23 protein-coding genes are annotated in these 23,476 nt (G+C 66.4%); 9 read left to right on the forward strand and 14 right to left on the reverse strand.

The annotated features are described in order from the left end of the window. Positions 1-209: 209 nt before the first annotated feature. Positions 210-1,871 (forward strand): L-lactate permease, encoded by a 1,662-nt coding sequence (locus BM144_RS17775; protein WP_092955273.1) that lies wholly within the window; start codon positions 210-212, stop codon positions 1,869-1,871. Between the two features lie 91 nt (positions 1,872-1,962). Here the strand turns inward: BM144_RS17775 and BM144_RS17780 are convergent, their stop codons facing one another. Further along, complete coding sequence (locus BM144_RS17780) at positions 1,963-2,787, reverse strand: IclR family transcriptional regulator (protein ID WP_092955276.1); 825 nt, start codon at positions 2,785-2,787, stop codon at positions 1,963-1,965. A 113-nt stretch (positions 2,788-2,900) separates the two neighbouring features. Between BM144_RS17780 and BM144_RS17785 the strand changes: the two genes are divergently transcribed. Genes BM144_RS17785 through BM144_RS17805 form a run of 5 tightly spaced genes read left to right on the forward strand, consistent with a single transcriptional unit; the run spans position 2,901 to position 7,875 of the window. Then, on the forward strand, positions 2,901-3,935 hold the full coding sequence (locus BM144_RS17785) for a Bug family tripartite tricarboxylate transporter substrate binding protein (RefSeq protein ID WP_092955279.1): 1,035 nt from the start codon (positions 2,901-2,903) through the stop codon (positions 3,933-3,935). A gap of 47 nt (positions 3,936-3,982) precedes the next feature. Then, positions 3,983-5,491: a class I adenylate-forming enzyme family protein gene (locus BM144_RS17790; protein WP_092955282.1), complete on the forward strand. Its 1,509-nt coding sequence runs from the start codon at positions 3,983-3,985 to the stop codon at positions 5,489-5,491. Positions 5,492-5,507: 16 nt separating this feature from the next. Then, positions 5,508-6,296 carry a citryl-CoA lyase gene (locus tag BM144_RS17795; protein WP_092955285.1) on the forward strand — a complete coding sequence of 263 codons (789 nt, stop codon included), beginning with the start codon at positions 5,508-5,510 and terminating at the stop codon, positions 6,294-6,296. Then, the gene (locus BM144_RS17800; RefSeq protein WP_092955288.1) at positions 6,293-7,033 is read left to right on the forward strand and encodes an SDR family oxidoreductase; all 741 of its coding nucleotides are present in this window, start codon (positions 6,293-6,295) and stop codon (positions 7,031-7,033) included. The genes BM144_RS17795 and BM144_RS17800 overlap by 4 nt, the downstream gene beginning before the upstream one ends. After that, a complete protein-coding gene (locus BM144_RS17805) occupies positions 7,030-7,875 on the forward strand; it encodes an SDR family NAD(P)-dependent oxidoreductase (protein WP_092955291.1) in 846 nt (281 codons plus the stop codon). The genes BM144_RS17800 and BM144_RS17805 overlap by 4 nt, the downstream gene beginning before the upstream one ends. Positions 7,876-7,920: 45 nt before the next feature. Here BM144_RS17805 and BM144_RS17810 read toward each other — a convergent pair whose 3' ends face one another. Both BM144_RS17810 and BM144_RS17815 read right to left on the reverse strand, forming a co-directional pair. Continuing rightward, entirely contained in the window at positions 7,921-8,259 is a 339-nt protein-coding gene (locus tag BM144_RS17810) for a serine/threonine protein kinase (RefSeq protein WP_092955294.1), read from the reverse strand. A 146-nt stretch (positions 8,260-8,405) separates the two neighbouring features. Next, positions 8,406-9,311, reverse strand: a complete 906-nt coding sequence (locus BM144_RS17815) for an MBL fold metallo-hydrolase (RefSeq protein ID WP_092955297.1) — start codon at positions 9,309-9,311, stop codon at positions 8,406-8,408. A 63-nt stretch (positions 9,312-9,374) separates the two neighbouring features. Between BM144_RS17815 and BM144_RS17820 the strand changes: the two genes are divergently transcribed. From BM144_RS17820 to BM144_RS17830, 3 genes are read left to right on the forward strand one after another with little or no spacing between them, the layout of a single operon-like run. Continuing rightward, positions 9,375-9,713, forward strand: coding sequence for an ArsR/SmtB family transcription factor (locus BM144_RS17820; protein ID WP_092955300.1), 339 nt, complete (start codon positions 9,375-9,377; stop codon positions 9,711-9,713). 4 nt (positions 9,714-9,717) lie between these two features. Then, complete coding sequence (locus tag BM144_RS17825; RefSeq protein WP_092955303.1) at positions 9,718-10,161, forward strand: YeeE/YedE family protein; 444 nt, start codon at positions 9,718-9,720, stop codon at positions 10,159-10,161. 13 nt (positions 10,162-10,174) lie between these two features. After that, entirely contained in the window at positions 10,175-10,600 is a 426-nt protein-coding gene (locus BM144_RS17830; RefSeq protein WP_092955306.1) for a DUF6691 family protein, read from the forward strand. Between the two features lie 22 nt (positions 10,601-10,622). Here the strand turns inward: BM144_RS17830 and BM144_RS17835 are convergent, their stop codons facing one another. The 11 genes from BM144_RS17835 to BM144_RS17885 form a co-directional block, all read right to left on the reverse strand. Further along, entirely contained in the window at positions 10,623-11,612 is a 990-nt protein-coding gene (locus BM144_RS17835) for a MarR family winged helix-turn-helix transcriptional regulator (RefSeq protein ID WP_092955310.1), read from the reverse strand. 430 nt (positions 11,613-12,042) lie between these two features. Then, the gene (locus BM144_RS17840; protein WP_092955313.1) at positions 12,043-13,113 is read right to left on the reverse strand and encodes a hypothetical protein; all 1,071 of its coding nucleotides are present in this window, start codon (positions 13,111-13,113) and stop codon (positions 12,043-12,045) included. After that, the gene (locus BM144_RS17845) at positions 13,110-13,991 is read right to left on the reverse strand and encodes a DNA-methyltransferase (protein ID WP_245783712.1); all 882 of its coding nucleotides are present in this window, start codon (positions 13,989-13,991) and stop codon (positions 13,110-13,112) included. The genes BM144_RS17840 and BM144_RS17845 overlap by 4 nt, the downstream gene beginning before the upstream one ends. A 185-nt stretch (positions 13,992-14,176) precedes the next feature. Beyond that, the gene (locus tag BM144_RS17850) at positions 14,177-14,680 is read right to left on the reverse strand and encodes an HAD domain-containing protein (RefSeq protein WP_175526061.1); all 504 of its coding nucleotides are present in this window, start codon (positions 14,678-14,680) and stop codon (positions 14,177-14,179) included. A 20-nt stretch (positions 14,681-14,700) separates the two neighbouring features. Beyond that, positions 14,701-15,483: a metallophosphoesterase gene (locus tag BM144_RS17855; RefSeq protein ID WP_092955319.1), complete on the reverse strand. Its 783-nt coding sequence runs from the start codon at positions 15,481-15,483 to the stop codon at positions 14,701-14,703. A 22-nt stretch (positions 15,484-15,505) separates the two neighbouring features. Then, on the reverse strand, positions 15,506-17,698 hold the full coding sequence (locus BM144_RS17860; protein ID WP_092955322.1) for an AAA family ATPase: 2,193 nt from the start codon (positions 17,696-17,698) through the stop codon (positions 15,506-15,508). Beyond that, positions 17,698-18,135, reverse strand: a complete 438-nt coding sequence (locus BM144_RS17865) for a VPA1267 family protein (protein ID WP_092955325.1) — start codon at positions 18,133-18,135, stop codon at positions 17,698-17,700. The genes BM144_RS17860 and BM144_RS17865 overlap by 1 nt, the downstream gene beginning before the upstream one ends. After that, complete coding sequence (locus tag BM144_RS17870) at positions 18,110-18,565, reverse strand: hypothetical protein (RefSeq protein WP_092955328.1); 456 nt, start codon at positions 18,563-18,565, stop codon at positions 18,110-18,112. Before BM144_RS17870 ends, BM144_RS17865 begins: the two co-directional genes overlap by 26 nt. Further along, positions 18,562-20,577 (reverse strand): integrase, encoded by a 2,016-nt coding sequence (locus BM144_RS17875; RefSeq protein ID WP_092955331.1) that lies wholly within the window; start codon positions 20,575-20,577, stop codon positions 18,562-18,564. The genes BM144_RS17870 and BM144_RS17875 overlap by 4 nt, the downstream gene beginning before the upstream one ends. Then, entirely contained in the window at positions 20,574-22,109 is a 1,536-nt protein-coding gene (locus BM144_RS17880; protein WP_092955334.1) for a site-specific integrase, read from the reverse strand. Before BM144_RS17880 ends, BM144_RS17875 begins: the two co-directional genes overlap by 4 nt. Then, positions 22,093-23,343 carry a site-specific integrase gene (locus BM144_RS17885; protein WP_092955337.1) on the reverse strand — a complete coding sequence of 417 codons (1,251 nt, stop codon included), beginning with the start codon at positions 23,341-23,343 and terminating at the stop codon, positions 22,093-22,095. Before BM144_RS17885 ends, BM144_RS17880 begins: the two co-directional genes overlap by 17 nt. Positions 23,344-23,476: the final 133 nt, after the last annotated feature.

Raw genomic sequence — 23,476 nt, forward strand, 5'->3', positions numbered from 1 at the left:
GTCCAGAGGGTTTCTCCCTGGGCCCATTTGCGCCGAACGCCGTTCTCCCCGGTGCTGCCGCGCTTTGAAAAAGTCTCAACTGCGGCGATCATGTTTTTCACGGTGGCAGGGGGCCGATTCGCTCCTACAGTGCCGTTGCCGTGCCGGGCGTATCCGATGCGCCCCGGCGGCGCGCCCGAGAGAAACATTCATCCAACGGAGACAAGCGCATGGTCTGGCAACAAATCTACGACCCGTTCGGCAACATGGTCCTGTCCACCGTCCTCGCGGCGATCCCGGTGGTGGTCATGCTCGCGGCCCTCGGCTTCTTCCACATCAAGGCGCACATCGCCGCGGGCATGGGGCTCGTGGCCGCATTGCTCGTGGCCGTGTTCGCCTACGGCATGCCGGCCGACATGGCGGGCCGCGCGGCGCTCTTCGGCGGCTTCACGGGCCTGCTGCCGATCGGCTGGATCGTGCTCAACATCATCTTCCTGCACCAGCTCACCGAGCAGAACGGCAGCTTCAAGGTGCTGCAGGATTCGCTCTCGGGCATCACCGAGGACCGGCGCATCCAGCTGCTGCTGATCGCCTTCTGCTTCGGCGCGTTCTTCGAGGGCGCGGCCGGCTTCGGCACGCCGGTGGCCGTGACGGCGGCCATCCTGATCGGGCTGGGCTTCTCGCCGCTGGCGGCGTCGGGCCTGTCCCTGATCGCCAACACGGCGCCCGTGGCCTTCGGCGCCCTGGGCACGCCCATCCTCACGCTGGCCAAGGTGCACGGCTACGACGTGATGGAGGTGACGGCGATGGTGGGCCGGCAACTGCCGTTCTTCTCGCTGCTGGTGCCGTTCTGGCTCATCTGGGCCTTCGCGGGCCGCAAGGGCATGTGGGAGATCTGGCCCGCGATCCTGGTCACGGGCGTGTCGTTCGCGGTGCCGCAGTTCCTCGTGTCCAACTTCATCGGGCCGGAGCTGGTGGACATCATCGCGGCCATCGTCTCCATGGCCTGCCTGATCGGCTTCCTGCGCGTATGGAAGCCGAAGGCGGTGTGGACCTCGCCTTCGCTGCGCGGCAACGACGTGAGCGCGGCCGAGGCCAAGCCGCCGCAGCCCGTGGTGCAGCACACGCGCGCGGAGCTGGTGGCCGCGTGGATGCCCTGGGCCATCCTGTCGGTGTTCGTGTTCATCTGGGGCCTGCCGCCCGTGAAGGCCTGGCTCAATGGCCTGTTCGCGCCCGCCTTCCCGATGGCCGGCCTGCACAACCTCATCGAGAAGGTGCCGCCCGTCGTGCCCCTGCCCACCAAGGAAGGCGCGGTCTACACGCTGAACCTGCTGTCGGCCACGGGCACGGCCATCCTGCTCTCCGCCGTGGTGAGCGCCATCTTCATGAAATACAACCCGGTCGCCATCGTGCGCACGTTCTTCAAGACGATCTGGCTGGTGAAGTTCTCGCTGCTGACCATCGTGCTGATGCTCGCGCTCGGCACGCTCACGCGCTATTCGGGCACCGACACCACGCTGGGCCTGGCGTTCGCCAACACGGGCGTGTTCTACCCGTTCTTCGGCACGCTGATGGGCTGGCTGGGCGTGGCGCTCACGGGGTCGGACACGGCCTCCAACGTGCTCTTCGGCGGCATGCAGAAGGTGGCGGCCGAGCAGCTCGGGCTGTCGCCCAACCTCATGGGCGCGGCCAACAGCTCGGGCGGCGTGATGGGCAAGATGATCGACGCGCAGTCGATCGTGGTGGCTTCCACCGCCACGCGCTGGTTCGACCGCGAGGGCGAGATCCTGCGCTACGTGTTCTTCCACTCGATCGCGCTCGCATGCCTCGTGGGGCTGTACGTCACGATGCAGGCCTACGTGTGGCCGTTCACGCTCATGGTGGTGCACTGACTGGCGGCCCGAGTTTGGAGTAAAAAAGGCTCCATGCCGCCGGATCCATTGAATAGTTTGCTATTGTTTTTGTAGTGAATCGCCGCCGGGCTCAGACAGCGCCCGGCGGCAGTCCCTGCAGCGCCGCGCCGATGGTGCGCGCGATGAGCTGCTGGCGCTCGCGCGGCAGGCGCGCCAGCGTGGTGGCCACGCTCACGGCCGCCACGGGCCGGCCGCGCGCATCGCGCACGGCACGGCCCACGGCGAGCACGCCGCGCGTGGCGTGGTTGCCGATCACCGACCAGCCGCGCTCGCGCGTGGCGCGCACCAGCAGGCGCATGCGCTCGGGCGTCATGCCGCCGTAGGCCGCCAGGCGCGGCGCGTTGGCCGCGATGATGGCTTCCACTTCCGCGTCGGGCAGGGCCGCCAGCAGCGCGAGCCCGGCCGCGCCCACACCCAGCGGCTGGCGCGTGCCCACTTCGATCACGAGGATCTGCACCGGGTGCGTGCCCACCTGCCGCGCGATGCAGTGCGACAGCGGGCCCTCGCGCACCACGGCGAAGGCCGCATCGCCGCACGAGGCGCTGATGCGGGCCAGCAGCGGCTGCAGGTGCACCGCGCGGTTGGGCTGCGCGCCGGCCGGCGCAAGCGCCGCCAGGCGGGGGCCGGGCACGTAGCGGAAGCGCCCCTGCTGCGCCACGTGGCCGCCCTCCATGAGCGTGGAGAGCAGGCGGTACACCGTGGCGCGCTCCAGCCCGGCGCCGCGGCACAGGTCCACCACGCGCACGCCCTCGGGGCCGCCGGCCAGCACCGCATCGAGCACCTGCAGGCCGCGCCGCAGCGTGCGGCTGCCCGCGTCCTCGGCCGCCGCGGTGCCCGTGCCGCCGGCTGGATCGTCCGCTGGCCGGACGTTTCGATTCGTGGAGCGAGGGGGCATTGCGAAGAATCCGGGGTGTCAACGAAGTCTGTGCGCAGTGTGCCGCAAGCCGCGCGATGCAGGCCGTGACCGACCGGTCGACCGCACCGTGTCGCACCCCAGGAGACAAGACCATGACCGTGAACCCGACCCTTCCGCTTTCGCGCCGGCGCCTGCCGGCCTTGGCCGCCGCCGCGCTCTGCGCCGCGGCCTGTGCGGCCGCCGCGCTCCATTCCACGCCCGTGCAGGCCCAGCCCCCGGCCGCCTCCGGCGCCTGGCCCGCCAAGCCGGTCCGGCTCGTCGTCGGCTACGCGGCGGGCGGAGCCACCGACGTGATCGCGCGCATCGTGGCGGTGAAGCTCGGCGATCGCCTGGGCCAGCCCGTGGTGGTGGACAACCGCGCCGGCGCCAACAGCAACGTGGGCGCCGAGGTGGTGGCGAAATCGCCGCCGGACGGCTACACGCTCTACGTCTACACCATCGCCAACACCATCAATGCCTCGCTCTACGCCAGGCTGGGCTACGACCCGCAGAAGGACTTCGAGCCCATCGGCCTGATCGCCAAGATCCCGAACATCCTGGTGGTGAACAACCAGCTGCCCATCAAGAGCGTGGCCGACTACATCCGCTTCGCCAGGGAGTCGAAGGACGGCATCACCTTCGCGTCGTCGGGCAGCGGCTCGTCGATCCACCTCTCGGGCGAGATGTTCAAGATGCAGACGAAGCTGAACATGCTGCACGTGCCCTACCGGGGCAGCGCGCCGGCCGTGACCGACCTGCTGGGCGGGCAGGTGCAGTCGATGTTCGACAACACGCCCTCGGCGCTGCCGCACGTGCAGGGCGGGCGGCTGCGCGCCATCGCGATCACCAGCGCGCAGCGCTCCCCGCTGCTGCCCGACGTGCCCACGGTGGCGGAGTCGGGCTTTCCCGGTTTCGACGTGCAGTCGTGGTTCGGCCTGGCCGCGCCCGCGGGCACGCCGAGGCCCGTGATCGACCGCGTGAACGCCGAGCTGGTGAAGGTGCTGGGCGCGCCCGATGTGCGCCAGCGCTTCCAGGACCTGGCCGCCACGCCGGAGCCCGGCACGCCCGAGCAGATGCGCACCTTCGCTGCCGCAGAAATCCAGCGCTGGCGCGAGGTGGTCAAGGCCTCAGGTGCCAAGGCCGAGTGAGCGCCGTCTTTTCGTTCCGTTCTTCTTCCGCAGGAGTGCCCGAGCCCATGTTTCCGATCGATTTCTTCTGGCGCGCGGCCGCGCGCTGGCCCGACCGCATCGCCATCGACGCGCCCGAGGGCGCCATCCGCTACGACGCGCTGGCCGCGCGCGTGGCGGCGCTCGCCGCGGCGCTGGTGGCGCTGGACCCCGCGCCGCAGAGCCGCGTGGGCATCTGCGCGCACAACAGCGCCGACCACATCGCCGCGCTGCTGGCGGTGCTGGCCTGCGGCAAGGTCTGGGTGCCGCTCAATCCCAAGAGCACGCAGCCCGAGATCCGCCGCATCGTCGATGCGACCGAGCCCTCGCTGCTGGTGCTCGATCCGGAATGCGCGCCGCTCTTGGCGGGTGCGGCCGGCGGGCGCATCCACACGCACGGTGGCGGCGGTGGCGGCGTGGACACGGTCGAGGCCCTGGTCGCCCGCCATGCGGGCGCGCCGCGCCCGGTGTTCGACCTGCCGGACACGGCCACGCAGGCCATCAAGTTCACGGGCGGCACCACGGGCGCGCCCAAGGGCGTGATGCAGCCCTACCGCGCGTGGATGGCCAACATCGCCAACCAGATCCACGCCTGGGGCTTCGACGAGCACGACCGCTACATCGTCGCCGCGCCGATCACGCACGGCACCTCCACCTACCTGCTGCCCATCCTCGCGCAGGGCGGCTGCCACGTGGTGCTGCAGGGCGCGGGCGCCGAGGCGGTGCGCGCGGCCTTCCGCGAGCGCGGCGGCACCGTGTGCTTCATGCCGCCCACGCTGGTCTACATGCTCATGGCGCTGCCGGGCGCGAGCCGCGCCGACTTCCCGCGGCTGCGCCGGCTCATCTACGGCGGCGCGCCCATGCCGCCCGAGAAGATCCGCGAGGTGCGCGCCTTCTTCGGGCCCGTGCTCGGCACCACCTACGGGCAGACGGAGGCGCCGCAGATCCTCACCGTCATGCGGCCCGAGGACTTCGAGGACGAGCGGCTCTGGGCCGCCGTCGGCCGCACCACGTGGTTCAGCGACGTGGCCGTCATGGCGCCCGACGGCCGCCTGCTGCCCTCGGGCGAAGTGGGCGAAGTGGTGGCGCGCGGCGACCTGCTCATGACCGGCTACTGGCGCCTGCCCGAGAAGACCGCCGAGACGCTGGTGGACGGCTGGCTGCACACCGGCGACCGCGGGCTGATCGACGAGCACGGCTACCTCTACCTCAAGGACCGTCTCAAGGACATGGTCATCACCGGAGGCTTCAACGTCTACCCGGTGGACGTGGAGAACGCGCTGGGCCAGCACCCGGCGGTGCACGAATGCGCGGTGTTCGGCATTCCCGACGACAAGTGGGGCGAGGCCGTGCAGGCCGCCGTGCAACTGCGTCCCGGCCAGCAGGCCGGCGAGGCGGAGCTGATCGCCTTCGTGCGCGAGCGCCTGGGCCCCGTGCAGACGCCCAAGCGCATCCATTTCCATGCCAACCTGCCCCGTTCCCCCGTGGGCAAGGTGCTCAAGACCGCCGTGCGCGAACAGGCGCTCGCCACCCCCTGAACCGGAGTACCCATCCATGACATCCGTCCGCAACGACGCCCCCGTCACCCGCCTGTGCACGCACACGCTCACCAGCCTGCACTACCGCGACGCCGATCTGGTCGAGGACCTGATGGGTCGGAAGACCTTCACCGAGGTCATGCTGATGCAGATCCTGGGCCGCACGCCGCGCCCCGTGGACCTGCGCATCACCGACGTGGTGCTCATCGTGCTCATGGAGCACGGCCTCACGCCCAGCGCCATCGCCACGCGGCTCATCTACATGAGCGCGCCCGAGAACCTGCAGGGCGCGGTGAGCGCCGGCCTGCTCGCGGTGGGCAGCTCCTTCGTGGGCACCATGGAGAACTGCGCGCGCCTGCTGGACCGCATCATGGCTGCGCCGGACCCCGGCGCCGAGGCACTGGCGATCGCGCGGGAATGCAAGGCGCACAAGAGCGCCGTGCCCGGCTTCGGCCACCACCTGCACAAGCCCGTCGATCCGCGCGCCTACAAGCTGCTGGAACTGGCCCGCGCCGAATCCGAACTGGCGGGCGACCGCATCCGCGCGCTGGAGACGCTCGCCAAGGCCGTGGACGAGGTCGCCGGCCGGCCCGTCACCATCAACGCCACCGGGGCCGTGGCCGCGCTGCTCGGCGAGATCGGCGTGCCCACGGGCGTGATGCGCGGCTTCGCCGTGATCTCCCGCGCGGCGGGTCTGGTGGCGCACATCGTGGAAGAGCAGCAGAGCCCTTCGGGCCGCTTCATCTGGGACACCGTGGAGCACGCCATTCCCTACGTGGGCGAAGGCGGAAAGGGGGCGGCATGACGGCGGGCGCCGCAGCCCCCCGCGAGGTGGCGCTCGTCACGGGCGCGAGCCGCGGCATCGGCCGCGCGATCCTGGAGCGGCTGGCCGGGGATGGCCTGCACGTGGTCAACCTCGACATCGCCGCGCCGCAGGCATTGCATGCGCACGAGACCTACCTGCCCGCGGACATGGCCGACGGGCCCGCGCTGCGCGCCGCGCTGGCGCAGGCCACGCAGGGCCGCGCCATCACGCGGCTGGTGCACAACGCCGGCATCGTGCGGCCCGCGGGCGTCGATGCGGCCACCGCCGATGACCTGCAGGCCGTCATGGCCGTGAACGTGGCGGCCGCCATGGCCTGCGTGCAGGCCGTGCTGCCGGCCATGCGCGCGGCGCGCTTCGGGCGCATCGTGCACATCTCCAGCCGCGCGGCGCTGGGCAAGGGCGAGCGCAGCGTCTACGCGGCCAGCAAGGCGGCCCTGCACGGCCTGGCGCGCACGCAGGCGCTGGAGCTGGGCGGCGAGGGCATCACCGTGAACGCGGTCGGCCCGGGCCCCATCGCCACCGAACTCTTCGAGCGCGTGAACCCGAAGGGCGCGCCGTCCACGCAGCGCATCCTGGAGACCGTGCCGCTGCGCCGCATGGGCGAGCCCGCCGAGGTGGCGCACATCGTGGCCTCGCTGCTCGACGCCCGCGCGGGCTTCACCACGGGCCAGGTGGTGTACGTGTGCGGCGGCATGACCGTGGGGCTCGCGCCATGAACGGCGCAGCCCGCACCCCGGGGCCGGCACGGCCGCCCGCGCTGCCGCTCGACCTGGCGGGCCGCGTCGTCTTCGTGGCGGGCGGCGGCTCGGCCGGCCCGGGCTGGAGCATCGGCCGCGCCGCCTGCGTGACCTATGCGCGCCAGGGCGCACGCGTCTGCGTGGCCGACCGCGATGCCGCCTCGGCCGCCGAGACCACCGCGCTGGTCCGCGCGGAGGGCGGCGAGGCCGAAACCTTGGTGGGCGACGTCTCGGACGAAGCCGACGTGCAACGCCTCTTCGCCGAGGCCCGCGCGTGCTTCGGCGCCATCGATGTGCTGCACCACAACGTGGGCATCGGCAAGACCGGCGGCCCGATGGAGACCACGGCCGCCGACCTGGAGCGCATCCACGCCGTGAACGTGCGCAGCCTGCTGCTGTGCTCGCAGCAGGTGCTGCCGGGCATGGCGGAGCGCGGGCGCGGTTCGATCATCGCGATCTCGTCGGTGGCCGGCATGCGCTACGTGGGCTATCCGCACCTGGCCTACAGCGTGACCAAGGCGGCGGTGGCGCAGTTCACGCGCATGGTGGCGCAGCAGTACGCGCCGCACGGCGTGCGCGCCAACACGGTGGTGCCGGGGCTCATCGACACGCCGCGCATCGCCACCACGGTGGCGAAGATGTTCTCGGACACCAGCCTGGACGAGGCCCGCGCAGCGCGTGCGCGGCAGGTGCCGATGGGCCGCATGGGCAGCGCGTGGGACGTGGCGCACGCCTGCGCCTTCCTCGCATCGGACGCGGCCGCCTACATCACCGGCACTGAACTGGTGGTGGACGGCGGGCTGACCGGCAAATACGCCTGACAGCGCTGCCGCGCGCCGTGCGGCGGCGCTGTCAGGCCACGGAGGTCACTCGCGCCTGGCGTCCGGGTCGCTGGGACCGTTGCGGTCGGAGAGCACTTCGGCGGGCGGCTCCACGTCGCCGCTGTCGCCGCCGTCCGCTTCCCACGTGCCGCCGGCCCGGCCGGTCTTGCCGCGTGGGTAGCCCATGCTGGTGCCGTCGTCGAAATTGAGCGGGCCGCCTTCGCGCGGATCGTCGAAGGGCTGGGCGGAGATTTCGTCCAGTCCGTCGGCGACGTCGCGCTCGGCGTTCAGGTGGTCGTTGATGTCATCGCCTTCGGGCAGCTCCACCGTGGGGTCGTCGGTGGGGTCGATGGCCGGTTCGTCGTCGATGTGGGGTACGCGCATGGCAGGCTCCTGGAGAGGGGCCCCGCAGGGGGCGGGGCCGCGATGTCCGCAGCTTCGCGCAGCGTGCGCGGCGGTGCGGTGGGCCCGCTGCCTGAACGCGGGTAGGAGAGCTGCCATGGCGGGGTCGCCTGGGTGGCGTGGTGTTTTCAGGGCCCGGACTGCGCCTGCCCGAACACGTTGAGCGGAATGCGCAGGTAGGCGATGCCGTTGGCATCGGGCTGCGGCAGGCGCCCGCCGCGCACGTTCACCTGGATCGAGGGCAGCAGCAGCACGGGCGCTTCGAGCGTGGCGTCGCGCGCGCGGCGCAGTGCCACGAACTGCGCCTCGGTGGCCCCGTCGCCCACGTGCACGTTGCCCTGGCGCTGGGCATCGACGGTGGTTTCCCAGCGCGGAGCGCGGCCGCCCGGCGGGTAGTCGTGGCAGACGAACATGCGCGTGTCGCCCGGCAGCGCCAGCAGCCGCTGGACGGAGCGGTACAGCGTGGCCGCGTCCCCGCCGGGGAAATCCGCGCGCGCCGTGCCCACGTCGGGCAGGAACAGTGTGTCGCCGCAGAACACCGCGCCATCGATGAGGTAGGCCATGTCGGCCGGCGTGTGGCCCGGCACGCCGATCGCCCGCGCCTCGGTGGCGCCGATGCGGAAGGTGTCGCCGTCGGCGAACAGATGGTCGAAATCGCTGCTGTCCGCGGCCGCCTCCGCCTGCACCCCGAAGACCGGGCCGAAGACCGCCTGCACCGCACGGATGCGCTCACCGATCGCCACCCGCCCGCCCGCGGCGGCCTGCAGGGCGCGGGCACCCGAGAGGTGGTCCGCATGGGCGTGCGTCTCCAGGATCCATTGCACCGTCAGCCCCTCGCGGCGCACGCATGCCAGGATCCGGTCCACCGAGACCGTGTGCGTGCGCGCGGCCTTGGGGTCGTAGTCCAGCACCGGATCGATCACGGCGGCATCGCGCGTGGCGTGGTCCCACACCAGATAGGACACGGTGCCCGTATCGGCATCGAAGAAAGGCTGCACGGTGGCGGAGCGAAGCGGGGTGGCGGGCAGGTCCATGGCGAATCCGGGGGCAGAGTGGGTGGGCTTCGGTACATTATGTGTTTTGATATATTGAAGTCAATGAAGCCCCGCGCCGCCGCCCCGATCCCGCCGCCCGACCTCGATCCTCAGGCGCTGCGCGCGGCCGCGGCGCAGGCGGTGGCCGCGCTCAAGGCCCTGGCCCACGAAGACCGGTTGCTGCTGCTGTGCCAGCTCTCGCAGGGGGAGATGTGCGTGAGCGACCTGGAGGCGCGGCTGGACATCCGCCAGCCCACGCTGTCGCAGCAGCTCGGCGTGCTGCGCCGCCAGGGCGTGGTGGCCACGCGGCGCGAAGGCAAGAACATCCATTACCGCGTGGCCGACCCCGCGCTGCTTGAACTGCTGGCGGTGCTCTACCGCCTCTACTGCCCCGAGGAGTGATTCCATGGCATCCATCGACTGGCCTTCCTTCGCCCCGGGCGCAGCCCTTGCGGGCGGGGTGCTGATCGGCGCCGCCGCCGGCGCCTTCGTGCTGCTGTCGGGCCGCATCGCCGGCATCAGCGGCGTGCTGGGCGGCCTGCTGCGGCCCGTGCGCGGCGACGTGGCCTGGCGCGTGGCCTTCGCCGCGGGCCTGCTCGCTTCGCCCTGGCTCTATGCGCTCTTCGCACCGCTGCCGCAGCCGCGCATCGGCGTGGGCACGGGGGCGCTGGTGGCCGCGGGCCTGCTCGTGGGGCTGGGCACGCGCTACGGCGCGGGCTGCACCAGCGGCCACGGGGTGTGCGGGCTCTCGCGGCTGTCCGGCCGCTCGCTCGCGGCCACGCTGGCCTTCATGGGCACCGGCATGGCCACGGTGTACCTGCTGCGGCACGCCGCGGCAGGCTTTTTGTGAAAAGGAGCCGGTGATGGCGAATGTGCTGGTGGCCCTGGGCGCGGGCCTGCTTTTCGGCGTGGGGCTGATCGTCTCGGGCATGGCCGATCCGGCCCGGGTGCTCGGTTTCCTGGACGTGGCGGGGCGGTGGAACCCGTCGCTGGCCCTGGTGATGGCCGGCGCCGTCGCCGTGGGCCTGGTGGCGTTCACCGTGGCGCGGCGCCGGGGCCGCACGCTGGCCGGAGGGCCGCTGCACTGGCCCGCGGCGCGCGGCCTGGATGCGCGCCTGCTCGGCGGCAGCGTGCTGTTCGGCATCGGCTGGGGCATCGCGGGCTTCTGCCCCGGCCCGGCCCTGGTGGGCCTGGGAATGGGCCTGCGCGAAGCCGCCGTGTTCGTGGCCGCCATGCTGGCCGGCATGGCCGTGTTCGAGCTGCTGGAGCGCCTGCGGGCGCGCCGCTGAGGCCCGCGCGGGAAGCCGGCGCTCAGGGCCGCCGCCGCACGAACCGCTGCTCCATCACTTCCCGGCCCCACTGGCTGCCGGGGCGCTCCTCCACGCAGGCGAAGCCGTGGGCTTCGTAGAGGCGCCGCGCGGCCTGCAGGCCGCTGAAGGTCCACAGATGCGTCTCGGAGAAGGTGCTTTGCGCGTCCACGAAGGCCAGGGCGGAGGCCAGCAGCCGCCGGCCCACGCCGCCGCCGCGTACCCCGTCGTCCACGATGAACCAGCGCAGGTGCGCGACGCCCGGTGCCAGGTCTTCGCCGTCGATGGCCACCGAGCCCACGGTGCGCCCGCCCACCTCGGCCGTCCAGAGGCCGTTGGGCGCCGGCAGGGCGGGGGAGCGCGGCGCCAGCCGGCCACAGAACTCCGCCAGCCCGCCCGCCACCACGGATTCGAAACGCTGCCCGAACCCGGCCTCCCGTGCGTAGTAGAGCGCGTGCATCTCCGTGATGCGGGCGATCAGCCCGGGCCGGTAGCCGCAGCGCACTTCCACGGGTGGCGGGGCCGCCGCCACGGGCGCTTCCGGCCCGGGAGGCGCCAGCGCCGCCGCATACAGGCGCACGCCCTCCAGCACGGCGCGGTCCTGCCCGGGCGCCAGCCGTGCCATCGCGGCCGCCACCTGCTCCCGCGCGAACGCGTGGATGGCCTCGACCCGTTGCCGTCCCAGCGCACTCAGCGCCAGCCGTTTGACGCGCGCGTCCTGCGCGCCGGCCGATTCCTCCACCTCGCCCGATGCCACCAGTTTGCGCAGCATGCGGCTCACGCTCGACTTTTCCAGGCGCAGCCGCTCGCCCAGTTCGCGTGCGGTCAGCGCGCCCCGGCCCCGCTCGATCTCGATCAGCGCGTGCACTGCCGATGGGGACAGGTCGGTGCCGGCGAAATCCGTACCGGTGAAGCCGAGGGCACGCACCAGGGCGCGTGATGCGGTGCGCAGGTCTTCCACCAGGGCGGGGTGTACGGGTGTGGGTGTCGGCATGGCAGGCCTCGCAAATTTGGTTGTATCGTACAACCAGTCGGCGGCGACCGGCCCTGCGGTCCATGGCAAAAAGCCCCGCAGCCGGGCGGGGCCTGCGGGGCTTTTTCTTTTCTTGCGGCGCTCCCCCTGCCGGGGGATCTGCCTCAGAACGGTTATGCCGACTAAAAACTGTTGGTAGCGGCTTCCGTGTGAGTGAGTGAATGGACTTTTTGGGAGTGCGGCAATCTAAGTTGTGGGTGGCTTCCGCAAATACGGTTCGAAACCGGCCTGAACGTCAACTGTAGCCCTGATTTGTGGGTAAGGCGCGGCAAGGTACTCCGATGCGATACCTCGACCCTGCCAGTCAGGCGGGGCTGAGCAAGCGTTTCTTCAACCCGAACATCGTCACCGTTTTCGACACGACCCGCACTACGCGAAGAAGCCCTGACGGTCAGGGGGCGACGTTAGGCTGGGGCGGCTCGGCACCCGGTTCTGCGGCAATCACCTCGACTGCCTCGAGCCCGTCCAGGAAGGTCCGCAACCTCGTGTAAAGCGCAGAGCTTTTCTCAATGTAATGTACGTAGTAGAGCAAGGCCTGGACGGCAATGGCTTGCTTCAACGAGTCCCACAATCGCACGCGCTCGATGAGGTCGCCGATAGACACTGGCTCGAGCTGCAGTTCTCGCAGCGCCTCCCGTGCGCCCTCTTCGAAGTCCAGCGCAACGACCAAGCCCAATGCGCCTTGGTCGTTTACCTGGCTTGAGAACTGCGCAAAGCCAGGGACATCGGCAAGTTCGAGCGTGTACTGCTTCACCTCCGCTGACAGCACAAGCAATTCGCCATCTCGCGCGTCGATGTCGCCGATGCGCCCGACCCGCTTCGAGCCTGTGCGCACCTTAGCAACATCCACCTGCAGGTGCGATGCGTCGGCGCGCAGGTAGCCGAACACCGTCCCTTGGTAGGCCGCGCCAGTCAACTCGCCTTTGTGCTTCGTCAGGTCGAAGTTCTGCAAGAACAGCAGGAACGCTGGCGGTGCCCGCTTGACGAGCGCCGAATCGACCTTGTGCTCCGGGAGTTTTGCGATGACGTAGGCCTTGGCATCTTCCTTGAGCTGAGTGAGTGTCGGTTCGTCGAAAGCAAGCAGCGCTTCGAGCCAGTGCGGGTAGTCTTTCCAGGCCTGCGTAGAGTGCGGGGCCGAGCTCGGGTAGTCGTACCTCTTCTGAGCATGAAACCAGGCTTGGATTCGGTTGTACGCCCTGCGGATGCTGAGCTGTGCCCCTACCCCGGTCGGACGGTCCTTGTCCCGCAAAACTGTGAGCGTGTTGACACCGCTTCCGCCACGTCCTGTCAGAACGAGCGGATGCTGCGCGTAGAAGTCAGCAAGGCTCGCGAACTTCCCACCGACGGCATCGAGCTCGAGGAAGAAGTCGATGAACGCGACGAGCAGACCGGGCAAGAACTTCCGGCGTTGCCCCTTCTCGAAGTTCGCGTCAATCTCCGCGAGGATGTCTGCGGGTGTCACGTGGCGGATGCCTTCAGCGCAGCCAAGCCGGGAATAGCCCTGGTGGCCATGTCGAAGTAGAGGGGGTCCCGCTCAGTGCCGATGGCTTGGATGCCATGGTGAGCAGCGGCGGCGAGCGTCGAGCCGCTCCCGGTAAATGGGTCATACACAATGCCCTTGCCCAGCGGAAGCACACCGCGCACGATATAGCGCATGAGCTTCTGAGGCTTGATGCTCGGGTGCGGAGCAAGGTCGCGCTCCTGAGCCCGGGCCGGCGCGCACTCGAATACGTCACGGAATGGCTCGTCTTCGCTGATGCGGCGAAAGCCTCCTGTGCCCCATCGGCGCAAGTTCTCGGCGACGGTGCTCTCGGAGATGGGCTTGCGGAACAGCCCCCACGGCTCCCAACTCGAGCGCGGCATCACGGACACGTCGCTGAACTCTTCCTCGGCGTTCTTCGGTCGGTCGCCACCACGCAAGGTCTTCACGATGCGAATGAGCGAGCCTCGCTTCTCAAAGCCGGAGGTCTCGCATGCAGCGAATACCGTCGTTGACAGGAGCGGGTTTGCAGCAATGACCAGGTGGCCACCTGGCACCAGGACGCGTTGAGCTTGGAACGCGAACGCTTTGAAAAACGTATTCAGCCTCTCACGCTCCTTGGCCGTGAGAACCGTGAAGCGAGGGAGCGGACTGCGCTGGGAGCCATCGAACGACGGAGGAATGCGCCACACACCACCTTGGCCGTTGCGCATCTTCTCGAGGTCGCGGTCCTCGTATTCGACGAGCGCATAGGGCGGGTCCGTGACGATTGCGTGGATGCTGTTTTCGTCACGCTGCGCCATCCAATGGAGAGCATCGGCGAGGATGACCTCAATACCCTTCGCGGGTTTCACCGACACGAAGGTCTCAGCTGAGCTTGTAGCCACCGCCGTGGTCGAACGTACGGACTTGTTCGCGGTTTTTGCCACATCACTCCTTTAGTATTTTGGTTGCCCTTGATTTTAGGTTAACTGGCGTTTCATACAGCCGTGCGCCCCTCGTTGACCTCAAAAAACACCGTTTGTTGAAGGTGGGTAAGAAAAATTTAGCGGGTGAGGGCCCTCAGCAGACGCGGCACATGCACCTGAGAGAGGCCCACATCCACCTCGCAGAAAACGACCCGCCCCGACCTGTCATGCCGTGAGCGCCGAAGCCCGGTGCCACTGAGCGGGTCGTCCACGATTGCGTACCTCCCGGTCCTGGCATAGCGCCGCAACCAGGTGTCGATGGCTTCCGCCCGCGTCTGGCCTCGCAACTGCGGTGCCTCGCCGTCCGGGTGCAGCGCGTGAGCCAGAGACTCAAGCCCAGTCAGCTCGAAGAGCTGACGTGCCGCGGCGAGGTCAAGGAAGCTCAACCACGAGGTCGTGAGGACCACCTGGGGCCTTGCCTCCCGCAATACCTGCTGGAGGGCATCAACGGCTGGTGCGCTCCAGAGACGCTGGTACAGGTCTGGTGGCCGGGGACTGAGTTGCAGATGCCGACCGCCGTAGGGCTTGTTCAGGCAGAGGGTGTCGTCTAGGTCGAGGAGCAGCAATGGGCTGTCACCCATGGTGGTCGGTGCAAGGTCCATCAGCCCGCAACGTCCAGCAGCAAGTCCGAACGGTAGCCATTGGACTTCTGCGCGAAGGAATAGGGGTAGCGGTGGTCAGCGGGCGTTCCCACGGGGTTGCAGACCACGCGGCAGTTCTCGATGCGATAGTCGCACGCCACATGCACATCGCCGTGGAGCCAGTAATCGACCTGCGGCATCAGGCTGGTCAGCCTGGTCGTGTTGACCGCTTCAAACGGGTTGTGCGCGCCTTGCCCAGGAATCGACTTGGGGTGAGGTGCGTGGTGCGACACAACCACGGTGGGGCCGTCGAAGGGCTCTGCGAGCTGCACGGTCAGCCAATCTACCGCTGCCTGATGGCGGGCCCACAAGGCTTCGTACGTCAAGGGCCCACCGTTATGCAACACCCGGCGGTAGCGCTCCATAGCGGCGGTAAAGCCGTGGCTGGGTTCGCGCAAAGCCTCAGGGGTCCCGAAGTTCGGCCACAGCGTCGTGCCCAGAAAACGAATGCCATTGATGACCGCGGCGCTGTTCTGCAGCACATGGACCGGGACCCGCAATGCATCGAAGCGCATCAGGAGCGCAGCCATGTCCGGCTCCAGCCCGGAGTACTCAAGGACGCCGGGCACGTACACCACGGGCACGTCGAGCTCGCGTGCGAAGTCCATCCCTTGCAAGCCGACATCGACGTCGCCGGCCAGCACGAGAAGGTCGGCCTGAGGCAGAACGGAGAAAGGCGCCTGCATGCCTTCCCGCGCATACTGGTCGAGATGGAGGTCTGAGGCCAATTGAATCTTCGTCATAGGGGCTGCAGGTCCTGGGTCTTCAGCATCGCTTCAACGTGATGTCGAGGGCGACCTTGCGGGATTGTGCTTTCGGGGGCGCCTTGGTCTTGCGCGCCGCCGCGGTCAGGTCACCCACCAGGATGACCTGCGTTTGCGCCCGTGTGATGGCGGTGTAGAGCAGCGTGCGGTCGAGCAACCGGGAGTCCGTCACCGGCACGATGATGCGCCGCCATTGAGACCCCTGTGCCTTGTGCACGGTCGCCGCGAAGCCAAGGTCGATGTCTTCCAGCATGTCCAAGGTGAGCGGCCTGACAACGCCATCGTCCCATTCAACCCACGCCACCGTCGCAGCTTCATCGGCCTCCATCTCTGTCGGGGCCGGTGCCACCTCGGTAATGCGGCCGAGAGAGCCATTTTGGATGCCCTTGTCCCAAAGGTTGCGCGTGCAAAGCACGACGTCGTCCAAATGAAGGCCGCAGGAGACGGCTTGGTCGAATTCCGGGCTCCAATGCTGCACCGATGGTCGCTGCGCGGTGAAGCGGCTCTGGCAGGCACGGTTGAGGGCCTTCGTGCCCGACGGGCCGTTGCGCAAGGGGCCGAGGATTTGCGTGCTGACCGGGTCGAGCGCGTACAGGTCGACCACCAAGTCCATGATGAGGTGGTCCTCGCACTCGATGAAGGCGACCGGGGCCGTCTCGTCGTTTCCCAGCAGGGGCCACTTCCCTTGTCGCACGGCCGACGCCAGGGCCGCGATGTCCCCGCCATAGCGCTTCACGGTCTTGAGCTCGGCGACGGGGACGCCGGGCACCTGCATGACACAGTGCAGGACCAGGCCAGGACCCACGGGCATCAGCTGATGGGGGTCGCCCACGAGAACCAACCGCACGTGGGGTGGCAGGGCCTGGCAGAGCCTGCTCATCGAGATGATGTCGACCACCAGAACCGTCGCGCCCTCAAACGTCAGGTCGTTGACGCTCTTGAGAAAGCTGGCGATGGTGGAGGCCGGACGCCCCGTGGCCTCCTGCATGCGTTTGGCAGCACAGCCCGCCAGGGCGACCTGCAGCACCTTTGTTCCAGCCTCGTCGTAGAGGCGGTACAGGGACCGGAGAACGGTCGTTTTGCCTACGCCGGCCCCACCAGTGATGCACACGAACATGTGCGCGGCAGCCAGCCGGAGGGCATTCCGTTGCTCCGGATTCAGCTCCAGCCCGTCCTTGGCCTCGCTGGCTAGGATGCCGCGTTCTATCTGCCCTTCGGGGAGCAGTTGCTGGTCGGCGCACGCCAGCCGCTCCTGGATGGCCTTGGCCACTTGGCGTTCCATGACCAGTGCCCCGAGCGGCTGGAGGCCGTGGTGCGTCTTGACGATGGCGCCGTTCTGGAGCCCTTCGGACAAGGCCACCGACAGGAGGTCTCGCCACCGCATGCCGGGCGGCGGGGTTCCCAGCAGGGGCGTGACCGCGTCCATGAGGTCGGCCGAGAGCATGGCGGTGTGTCCGGCACCCCTCAACCGGTAGCACGCTTCTTCGACGGCGCCCTTCAGGCGACGCGGGTCCGTGGCCGACACGCCGAACTTGGTCTTGGCCAACGCGTCGACCAGCGACCACCGGCCCGCGAACGACAGCAGCCGGTAGGGGTCTTCTTCGATGCGGGCTTGCGCTTCGTCACCGAAGTACCGAAGCACCTTGCGGCCGAGGCCCACATCGAAGCCCGCGGCCTGAAGCCACTGGAGTGTTTGAGACTCGCCATGGGCAGCCCAGGTCACGACCAGTCGTTCCGCCGCTTCGGGCGTAAGGACGTCGGTGAACGCAGAGGCTTGCCCGGCGTCCAGCAGCTGGTATAGCTGCTCTCCGAACCGGTCCCATAGACGGCGAGCCTTCGAGACTCCGAGCCCTTCGAAGGCCGGGTTCTCCGCGATGTAGGTGACGATGTGCTCTCCCGACGGGCGCACCAACTGCGCAACCTCGGCATCCACCTGTTGCTCGACCAGCTCGAACCCATCGACGGTGGTGCGTCGTTCGCACATGCTGCCGCTGATGGTCCACCACTGACCACGCTCGACTGTGGTCGCCCCGAGTGTGGCGCGAGAGGCCTTGACTACCGTGTAGCTGCGGGCATCCAGGACTGTGCCAGCGGTGTCAACCGGGACGCCTGTGAAGATAGCGCCGCCGAAGCCCAACGGGTTCTGCGAGCGCACGCCCGTCACCCGTACCGTGACCATGGAAATGCCGGCCATCAGCGGGGCACCCTCCCTGTCTCGGCCAGCACTTCCTGCAGCACCGCGTATCGGCCCAGCAGGCGCTTCAGCTCGCCGTTCTCGGCCTTCAGGCTAGCGTTCTCCTGCTCCAGCCGGTTGAGGCGTTCGGCATCCCGGGCTGCGCGATGAGAACTCGGCGACGGCGTGCTCGGCTTTAACGGCTTGTCGTCGACAGAGCTTGCCAGTGGTGGCAGCACACCTCGCTCCCGCAGGTCATCCTCGAGGCGTTTGAGGGCCTCCTTGACCCGTGGGTTTTGGTTGAGCACGGAACCGGAGAACCCGCATTCGGCAACGATGTCCTTGCGCGACAGCGCGCCCCGGACCACCATGCTCCGGAAATCCCCATCCGACTTGGACTGTTTCCAGGCCGCAAAGCGGAGGACGTACTCGTCAGCTAGTTGCTGCCCGCTTGCCATTCTTGGCCCCCTTGGTACCCTCGTTAGGTTTCGGCAGCGGCGCGTTCAACATGTCCATGGTGACGCCTTTGCGCTCAGCGTTGATGGCCCAGATGACGAACTGCTCCGTAAGCAAGGCGTTCTCTGATTCCAATCGCGCGACCTTTGCTTCTAGCCGCTCCGCCCTTTGCAGAGAAGCCCTTACTCGTTCATCCCTGGGTTCGCCACGGGTTCGGGGCAGCGTCCCTCGCAGGCTGTCTTTGCGAATGGCAAATGCGTTGGCAATCTTGGGGTAGTCGGCGAAGGTGAATCGCGAGTACTTGTGGCCGGAAAACTTCTCTACAGCGTCCAGCAGCAGTTCCCAGGTGAGCTTTCCCTTCCAGCCATCCAGTGTGTCGAGAACCTTCTGCAGGACCTCTTGCGTCAAGTCTGGTGCTCTGCTCTTCTTCATGCCAATGCCTTGTGCCGAGACCGGCGAACGAACTGAATGGGGCGGACGTTGTCTTGCGTGATGAGAGGTGCGTTGTGCACATCGAGACGAACCTTAGCGCCGGCCGATATGTTTGGGTCTTCGAAAATCGCCAATAGCGCGTTAACCCGCTCTAACGTCTTGGTGTGGTGGGCCACCCAGGTATCGGCCCCGAACTCTTCCGCAGTCAACGCCTTCTGCGCGTTGCGCAGGAAATACTCGGTTTGCGTTTTGAGAGTCCGCAGGTTGGCCTCCTTGTGGGAATCGCCTTTGACGCACTCGTGCTCCTGGCAGTTCACGCAATCCCGGGACATCGAGCAAGGTTCACTGGCGAAGTCGTGCTCACACCAGCCATACTTGGTGGTATGCCCTGTGCGAATGCCTAGGCCGACAAATTCGTCTCTAGAGATGAGCCGACGCTCGCCGTTCACTGGTTCCAACTCAGAGGTGAAGCCTGCCTTGAGCGCCTCAGCCACAGGGGCTTGCACCTCCACTGAGCTCATGTGGTCGTACGCGCGGTTCTGTGTCTGGTCCTTGCGTCCCGAGAAAAGGGCAATTTCCGCGCTACTCAGCCCGCCCGTTTGAGCCAGCATATTGAGGTAGTGACGCAGAGCGTGGCTCTTGAGGCTGATAGGTGTCCCGTCCGCTTCCGTCCAGCCAAAGCGCTCAAAGATAGATGGCTGTTTGCCCTTCCGTGTGCTAAAGCACTTGGTGATGGACTGGTAGTCCACCGTTGTGAACATGCACAAGAACGGCCTCTTTGTCGAGTTCATCTCGTTCACGCGCAAAACCGCCACGGCATCCTTGCACCGGAGGTCTGGGTCACCCGGCATGAAAGGAAATGTGGCGGGGAGCATGCTTAAGACCGCCCGCTCCACATCGGCAAAGAAATACCTGCCCGGGCTGCTGCGGGTTAGCTCATGCGTTTCGGTGGCCCAGGCCCACGCCGAGCGGATAGCGGTCACGTCATCCCATAGGATGAGGGCGATATTTTCAAGGGATAACTCTGTCTCTTTGCGCAGATGCTCGGCACCTTCGTGAAGATAGAGAGCAGAAGGGTTCTCGGAGTACCAGCGAGCAAGCTCGTTTGCTGGCGCGCTCACGCGGAGAAGATTCTCGATGGCCTCCCGGGCAACAGGCCCCATCGCCGTGGGTATCCACTTTGTGGTGTTTTCGAACCCCTTCGACCCCGACCAACGAACGCCGAGTTTGCCTTTGAACTCACCATCTCCTTCTACGAAGCAATTCCGGCGCAAACGTAAGACCTCATTGATGCGTTCCGGCGCACAAAGCATAAGAGCAGTGTTGCTAGAAACCAGTACGTCTGGAACCTTGACAGCTCTGCAGTAGATATCGGCCAATGCTTCCAGAGTCGCGCGCGAGGGCAGCTTTTCTTGGCGAGCCTTGAGCGCTTCGGGGGAGATTCGACTGCTGGTTTCATCCGGCTTTTTCCGGCCGTGGTTCCACGTTTGGCGAAGACCGATGAATCCCTTGTCGTTCATCAGTTTCGCGATGGCTTCAATCTGCCCAGCGGTTCGGTACGCCACTGCCACCGTCGTCTGGGCGTATGCGAGCTCCACTGCGGTATCCAACACGGTCGGGTCGACAGCTGTTGGCCGTGAGCCCTTGTTCAGTTGACGAAGGGTGGCCTCCAGGCAACGGAGGGCTGCGACGCGCGGCGCTTGAGATTCCACGGGTCGCATGTCGTGCATATAGACAATGGTGGCCTTGGCGAAGTCGACAAACGGCTTCGGTAGGCCTACTTGCGCTTCAGATTTTGACCGCGGTTTCGACGACTCCAGTGTGCTGAAGATGGCCCTATGGAGTTTGTTGTGGCCTTTGAGGTGTCCGATATCCCACGAGGTCTGCTCAAATTGGGCCCGGGCATCAAGGACATCTGACTCGCGACATAGTGCGATAAACGCGCGAAGGTTACCAGCGGCGTCGAGCTCCGCACGAGGTACAAAGTTGAGGACGGGGGTGTGCTGCGTCATACGGGTGCCCCCTCTGTTGCCGCTCTCTGTTTTCGTACCTCAGCACATAGCGCCATGACCTCTTCGACAGCCAAGATGGCCTCGTCGTTGATGGCCGCCATACGTTCGTCGTGCTCGTACTCTTTTCGCTCCTTGAGAAGAAGCATGCGCACTTCTTCATGAGGGGCATCCAAGAATGGCTCGAACCTGAAGCAGGTGTAGCAGGCCACCGGCTTGTTGAAGGCACAGTTCTTCCCACATTGATTGCAGCCACCCAAAGTCTTCTCTGAGACCCGGAAGTCGATGATGCGGCTGCCAGGGGCGCCCTTCTGAGTCGAACTGGCTTCGTTTTCTACCAACTGCCCCTGGAACGCCCGAGCAATGGGAATGAGCAGAGGACCCATTGCCTTGTCGATGTTCTCAATGACCTTGGGCGAAGCAGAGAAGTAAGAATCGACGTTCTGTAGGTCCACATGTCCTAACCGATTGGCGACAACGACCTTGCTCGCCCCTTCCTCTACCAAGCGAGTTCCGAAGGTGTATCGGAAGCGCTGCGGGGCAACGGGAAGTGGCGCGTAGTCCAAGCGCGGCGTAGGTGGCGCAATCTCGTCGACTTCCGAACGGAACCGACGAGATAGCATGGTCGGGTCGCAATGCCCGTAGAACAGGTCACCAATGGCGCGCGGTTGCTTGTTCGACTGGCGAACCCGGACCAAGTCTTCGGGGAAGAATGCCGCGTCCTCAGAATATCCAGCGGCGAGCAGCCCCTCCCGGTAGTCCACGATGAGTTGACCGGTCTGAGGGCTGATATCGAAAGCGAGAAAGTTTGTCCGCGTGTGGGCTTGGCGAGTCTTGGCCTGGGGCAACTGAAGCACCGATTTTTCCGCGTCGAAGTCCAGCAGCTTGAGAGACGCGTATTGCGAGATGCGGCCACCACACGCAAGCATCAACCGACATAGCAGTAACGCCCAAAGCGGTAAGTCGCCACGACCGTATGCAGCGTTGACAGCGGTGTACAAGGACTTGACTTCGTCCTCGCTGAGTGGCCCTTCCACCGGGTTGCGTGTCCGTACCGCCTCACCCTTTGTGTTGCCGGGCTTCCTTCGTTCAGCGAGATGGCTCGCGCATTCCGCACTGATTCCGGGAAGGCTCAAGGCAATCCATTTTTGGACCAGTGCGTTCAGTGTTCCAACGCGCCACGCCTCTGAGGGTTTGAGCTTTGCCCCGTAGTTCGACAGGTCCTTAGGGTCAATCTCTCTCTCAGGAACTGGGCAAGCCAACTCAATGAAATGCCGGAAGGCTGTCTCAAGATTGACGACGTAGGCAGAGGACTTCGCCCGAAAAAAGGGGATGAGGGCCTGCTTCAGCGCGACTACGTGGTGTTCATGGCCCCCGGGATACCGGGAAAAGTCAATTCGGCGATGGAATGGACCATCCGTCCAAGTCCAGATACTTTCACGAGGGTCCAGGCTAGCGCCATACCTTGATGTGATGCGCGTGGGGAGAGGAATGATTAGCGCCGTTGAGGCGCGGTGTTCACTGGTCTGGGACATCTAATTTTTCTTGTAGCTTCAGGGATAGTTCGCGCCCCTTGCTGGCGGCATACCTGCGCGTATAGGTCGCGGCGGATTTGGAGTTATCGGCCCACCCCTGCTGCTCATTTCGAGCCCGTTCCTCCGCCACCTCGCTTAGCGCCATGAGTTCGGCTTGCTCTGAAAACCGGTCGTTCCAGGTGTGACGCATGACGTGGCTCGACAGGTCAATTTCTAGGCCTGGACAAGCGCGGCGGATGTCGGCAAATATCCGGTCAACAGTCTTGTAGCCAAAGGGGGCACCCTCATCGGCGACAATGAGGTATGGGTGCCTACGAGCGGCCGTTAGCCTCCCTCGCATTGCGATGTACTCCCACACCGCTTTCATGATTGCCGGTCGAAGTTCGACAGACCGTTCCCTGGTCTTCGGTGTTGGCTGGAGCATACGAGGGTCGTCCGGGTCATGAAGCCGCCGCACGATGTCGATAAGTGGCTTATTTGGACGGAGGTCATCGAGCCGGATACTCAGGAGTTCTCCTCGGCGCATGCCCGTGGCCAGCAGGAGCATCACAATCAACCAATTACGTTGCCGTACAAAGGGACGCTTCCACGGGTTTTGCGGCGAGTCTGGCCGAACAACCGCCAGCAGGTGGTTCTGGTCGTCTGCGGACATGCCCTCGCGGCTACCTCGCTCGCCTGCTCGAACCTCTGGAATCTGCGCTCGTAGGACCTCCAGCACACGCTTTGCGTCTTCCTCGAGCTGAACCCTCGCGGGCCTTGGCAAGGTGGCAGCCACGTAGCCAACAATGAACTCGAAATACCGGGCGAAGTAGCGAAGGCGCATCGCATGATTTGCAACGCCTACGGGCAAGCGTTCAACGTCGACCTTCTTACGCCGTTTTCGGACGGTATTGATGTCAACAACTTGGCGCAGCGGCACCTTCGCTTCGTCCTCTCCAGTCAAATCGTCAGCCCGGTATTGCGCTAAGTCGGCCAGCCGATGAATCTCTGGGATGGTCAAAAACTGCCCATTTCTGAGCCGCCCCAGGAGGTCAATCTCTGCTTCCGTTAGCCACCGATAGAGCAGAGCAAGGATGGCGCAGACCTGATAGACGGTGTTAGGTCGTCGCCCCTTAGTTCTGAACCTCGCAAGGAACAGAGTGACTTCATGAACGGGAACGCCGCCCACGCGGCTAAGGACCGCGTGTCGTTCTCCGTTCCTGAACTGAATGCGCTTGGCAACGAATTTTGTCATCTACCCACAGAAATTTACTTAGTAGCAAATATTTTCGGAACGAAGTAGACCACAATTTTTTGTGTGGGTAAAGAAAAAGGCCCCCTGCTCACTGAGAGCAGGGGGCCGTCTAACAACAAAAATGCGTTAGTGA

It is taken from the genome of Paracidovorax konjaci (assembly GCF_900112675.1).
In the GTDB taxonomy this organism is placed as follows: Bacteria; Pseudomonadota; Gammaproteobacteria; order Burkholderiales; family Burkholderiaceae_C; genus Paracidovorax; species Paracidovorax konjaci.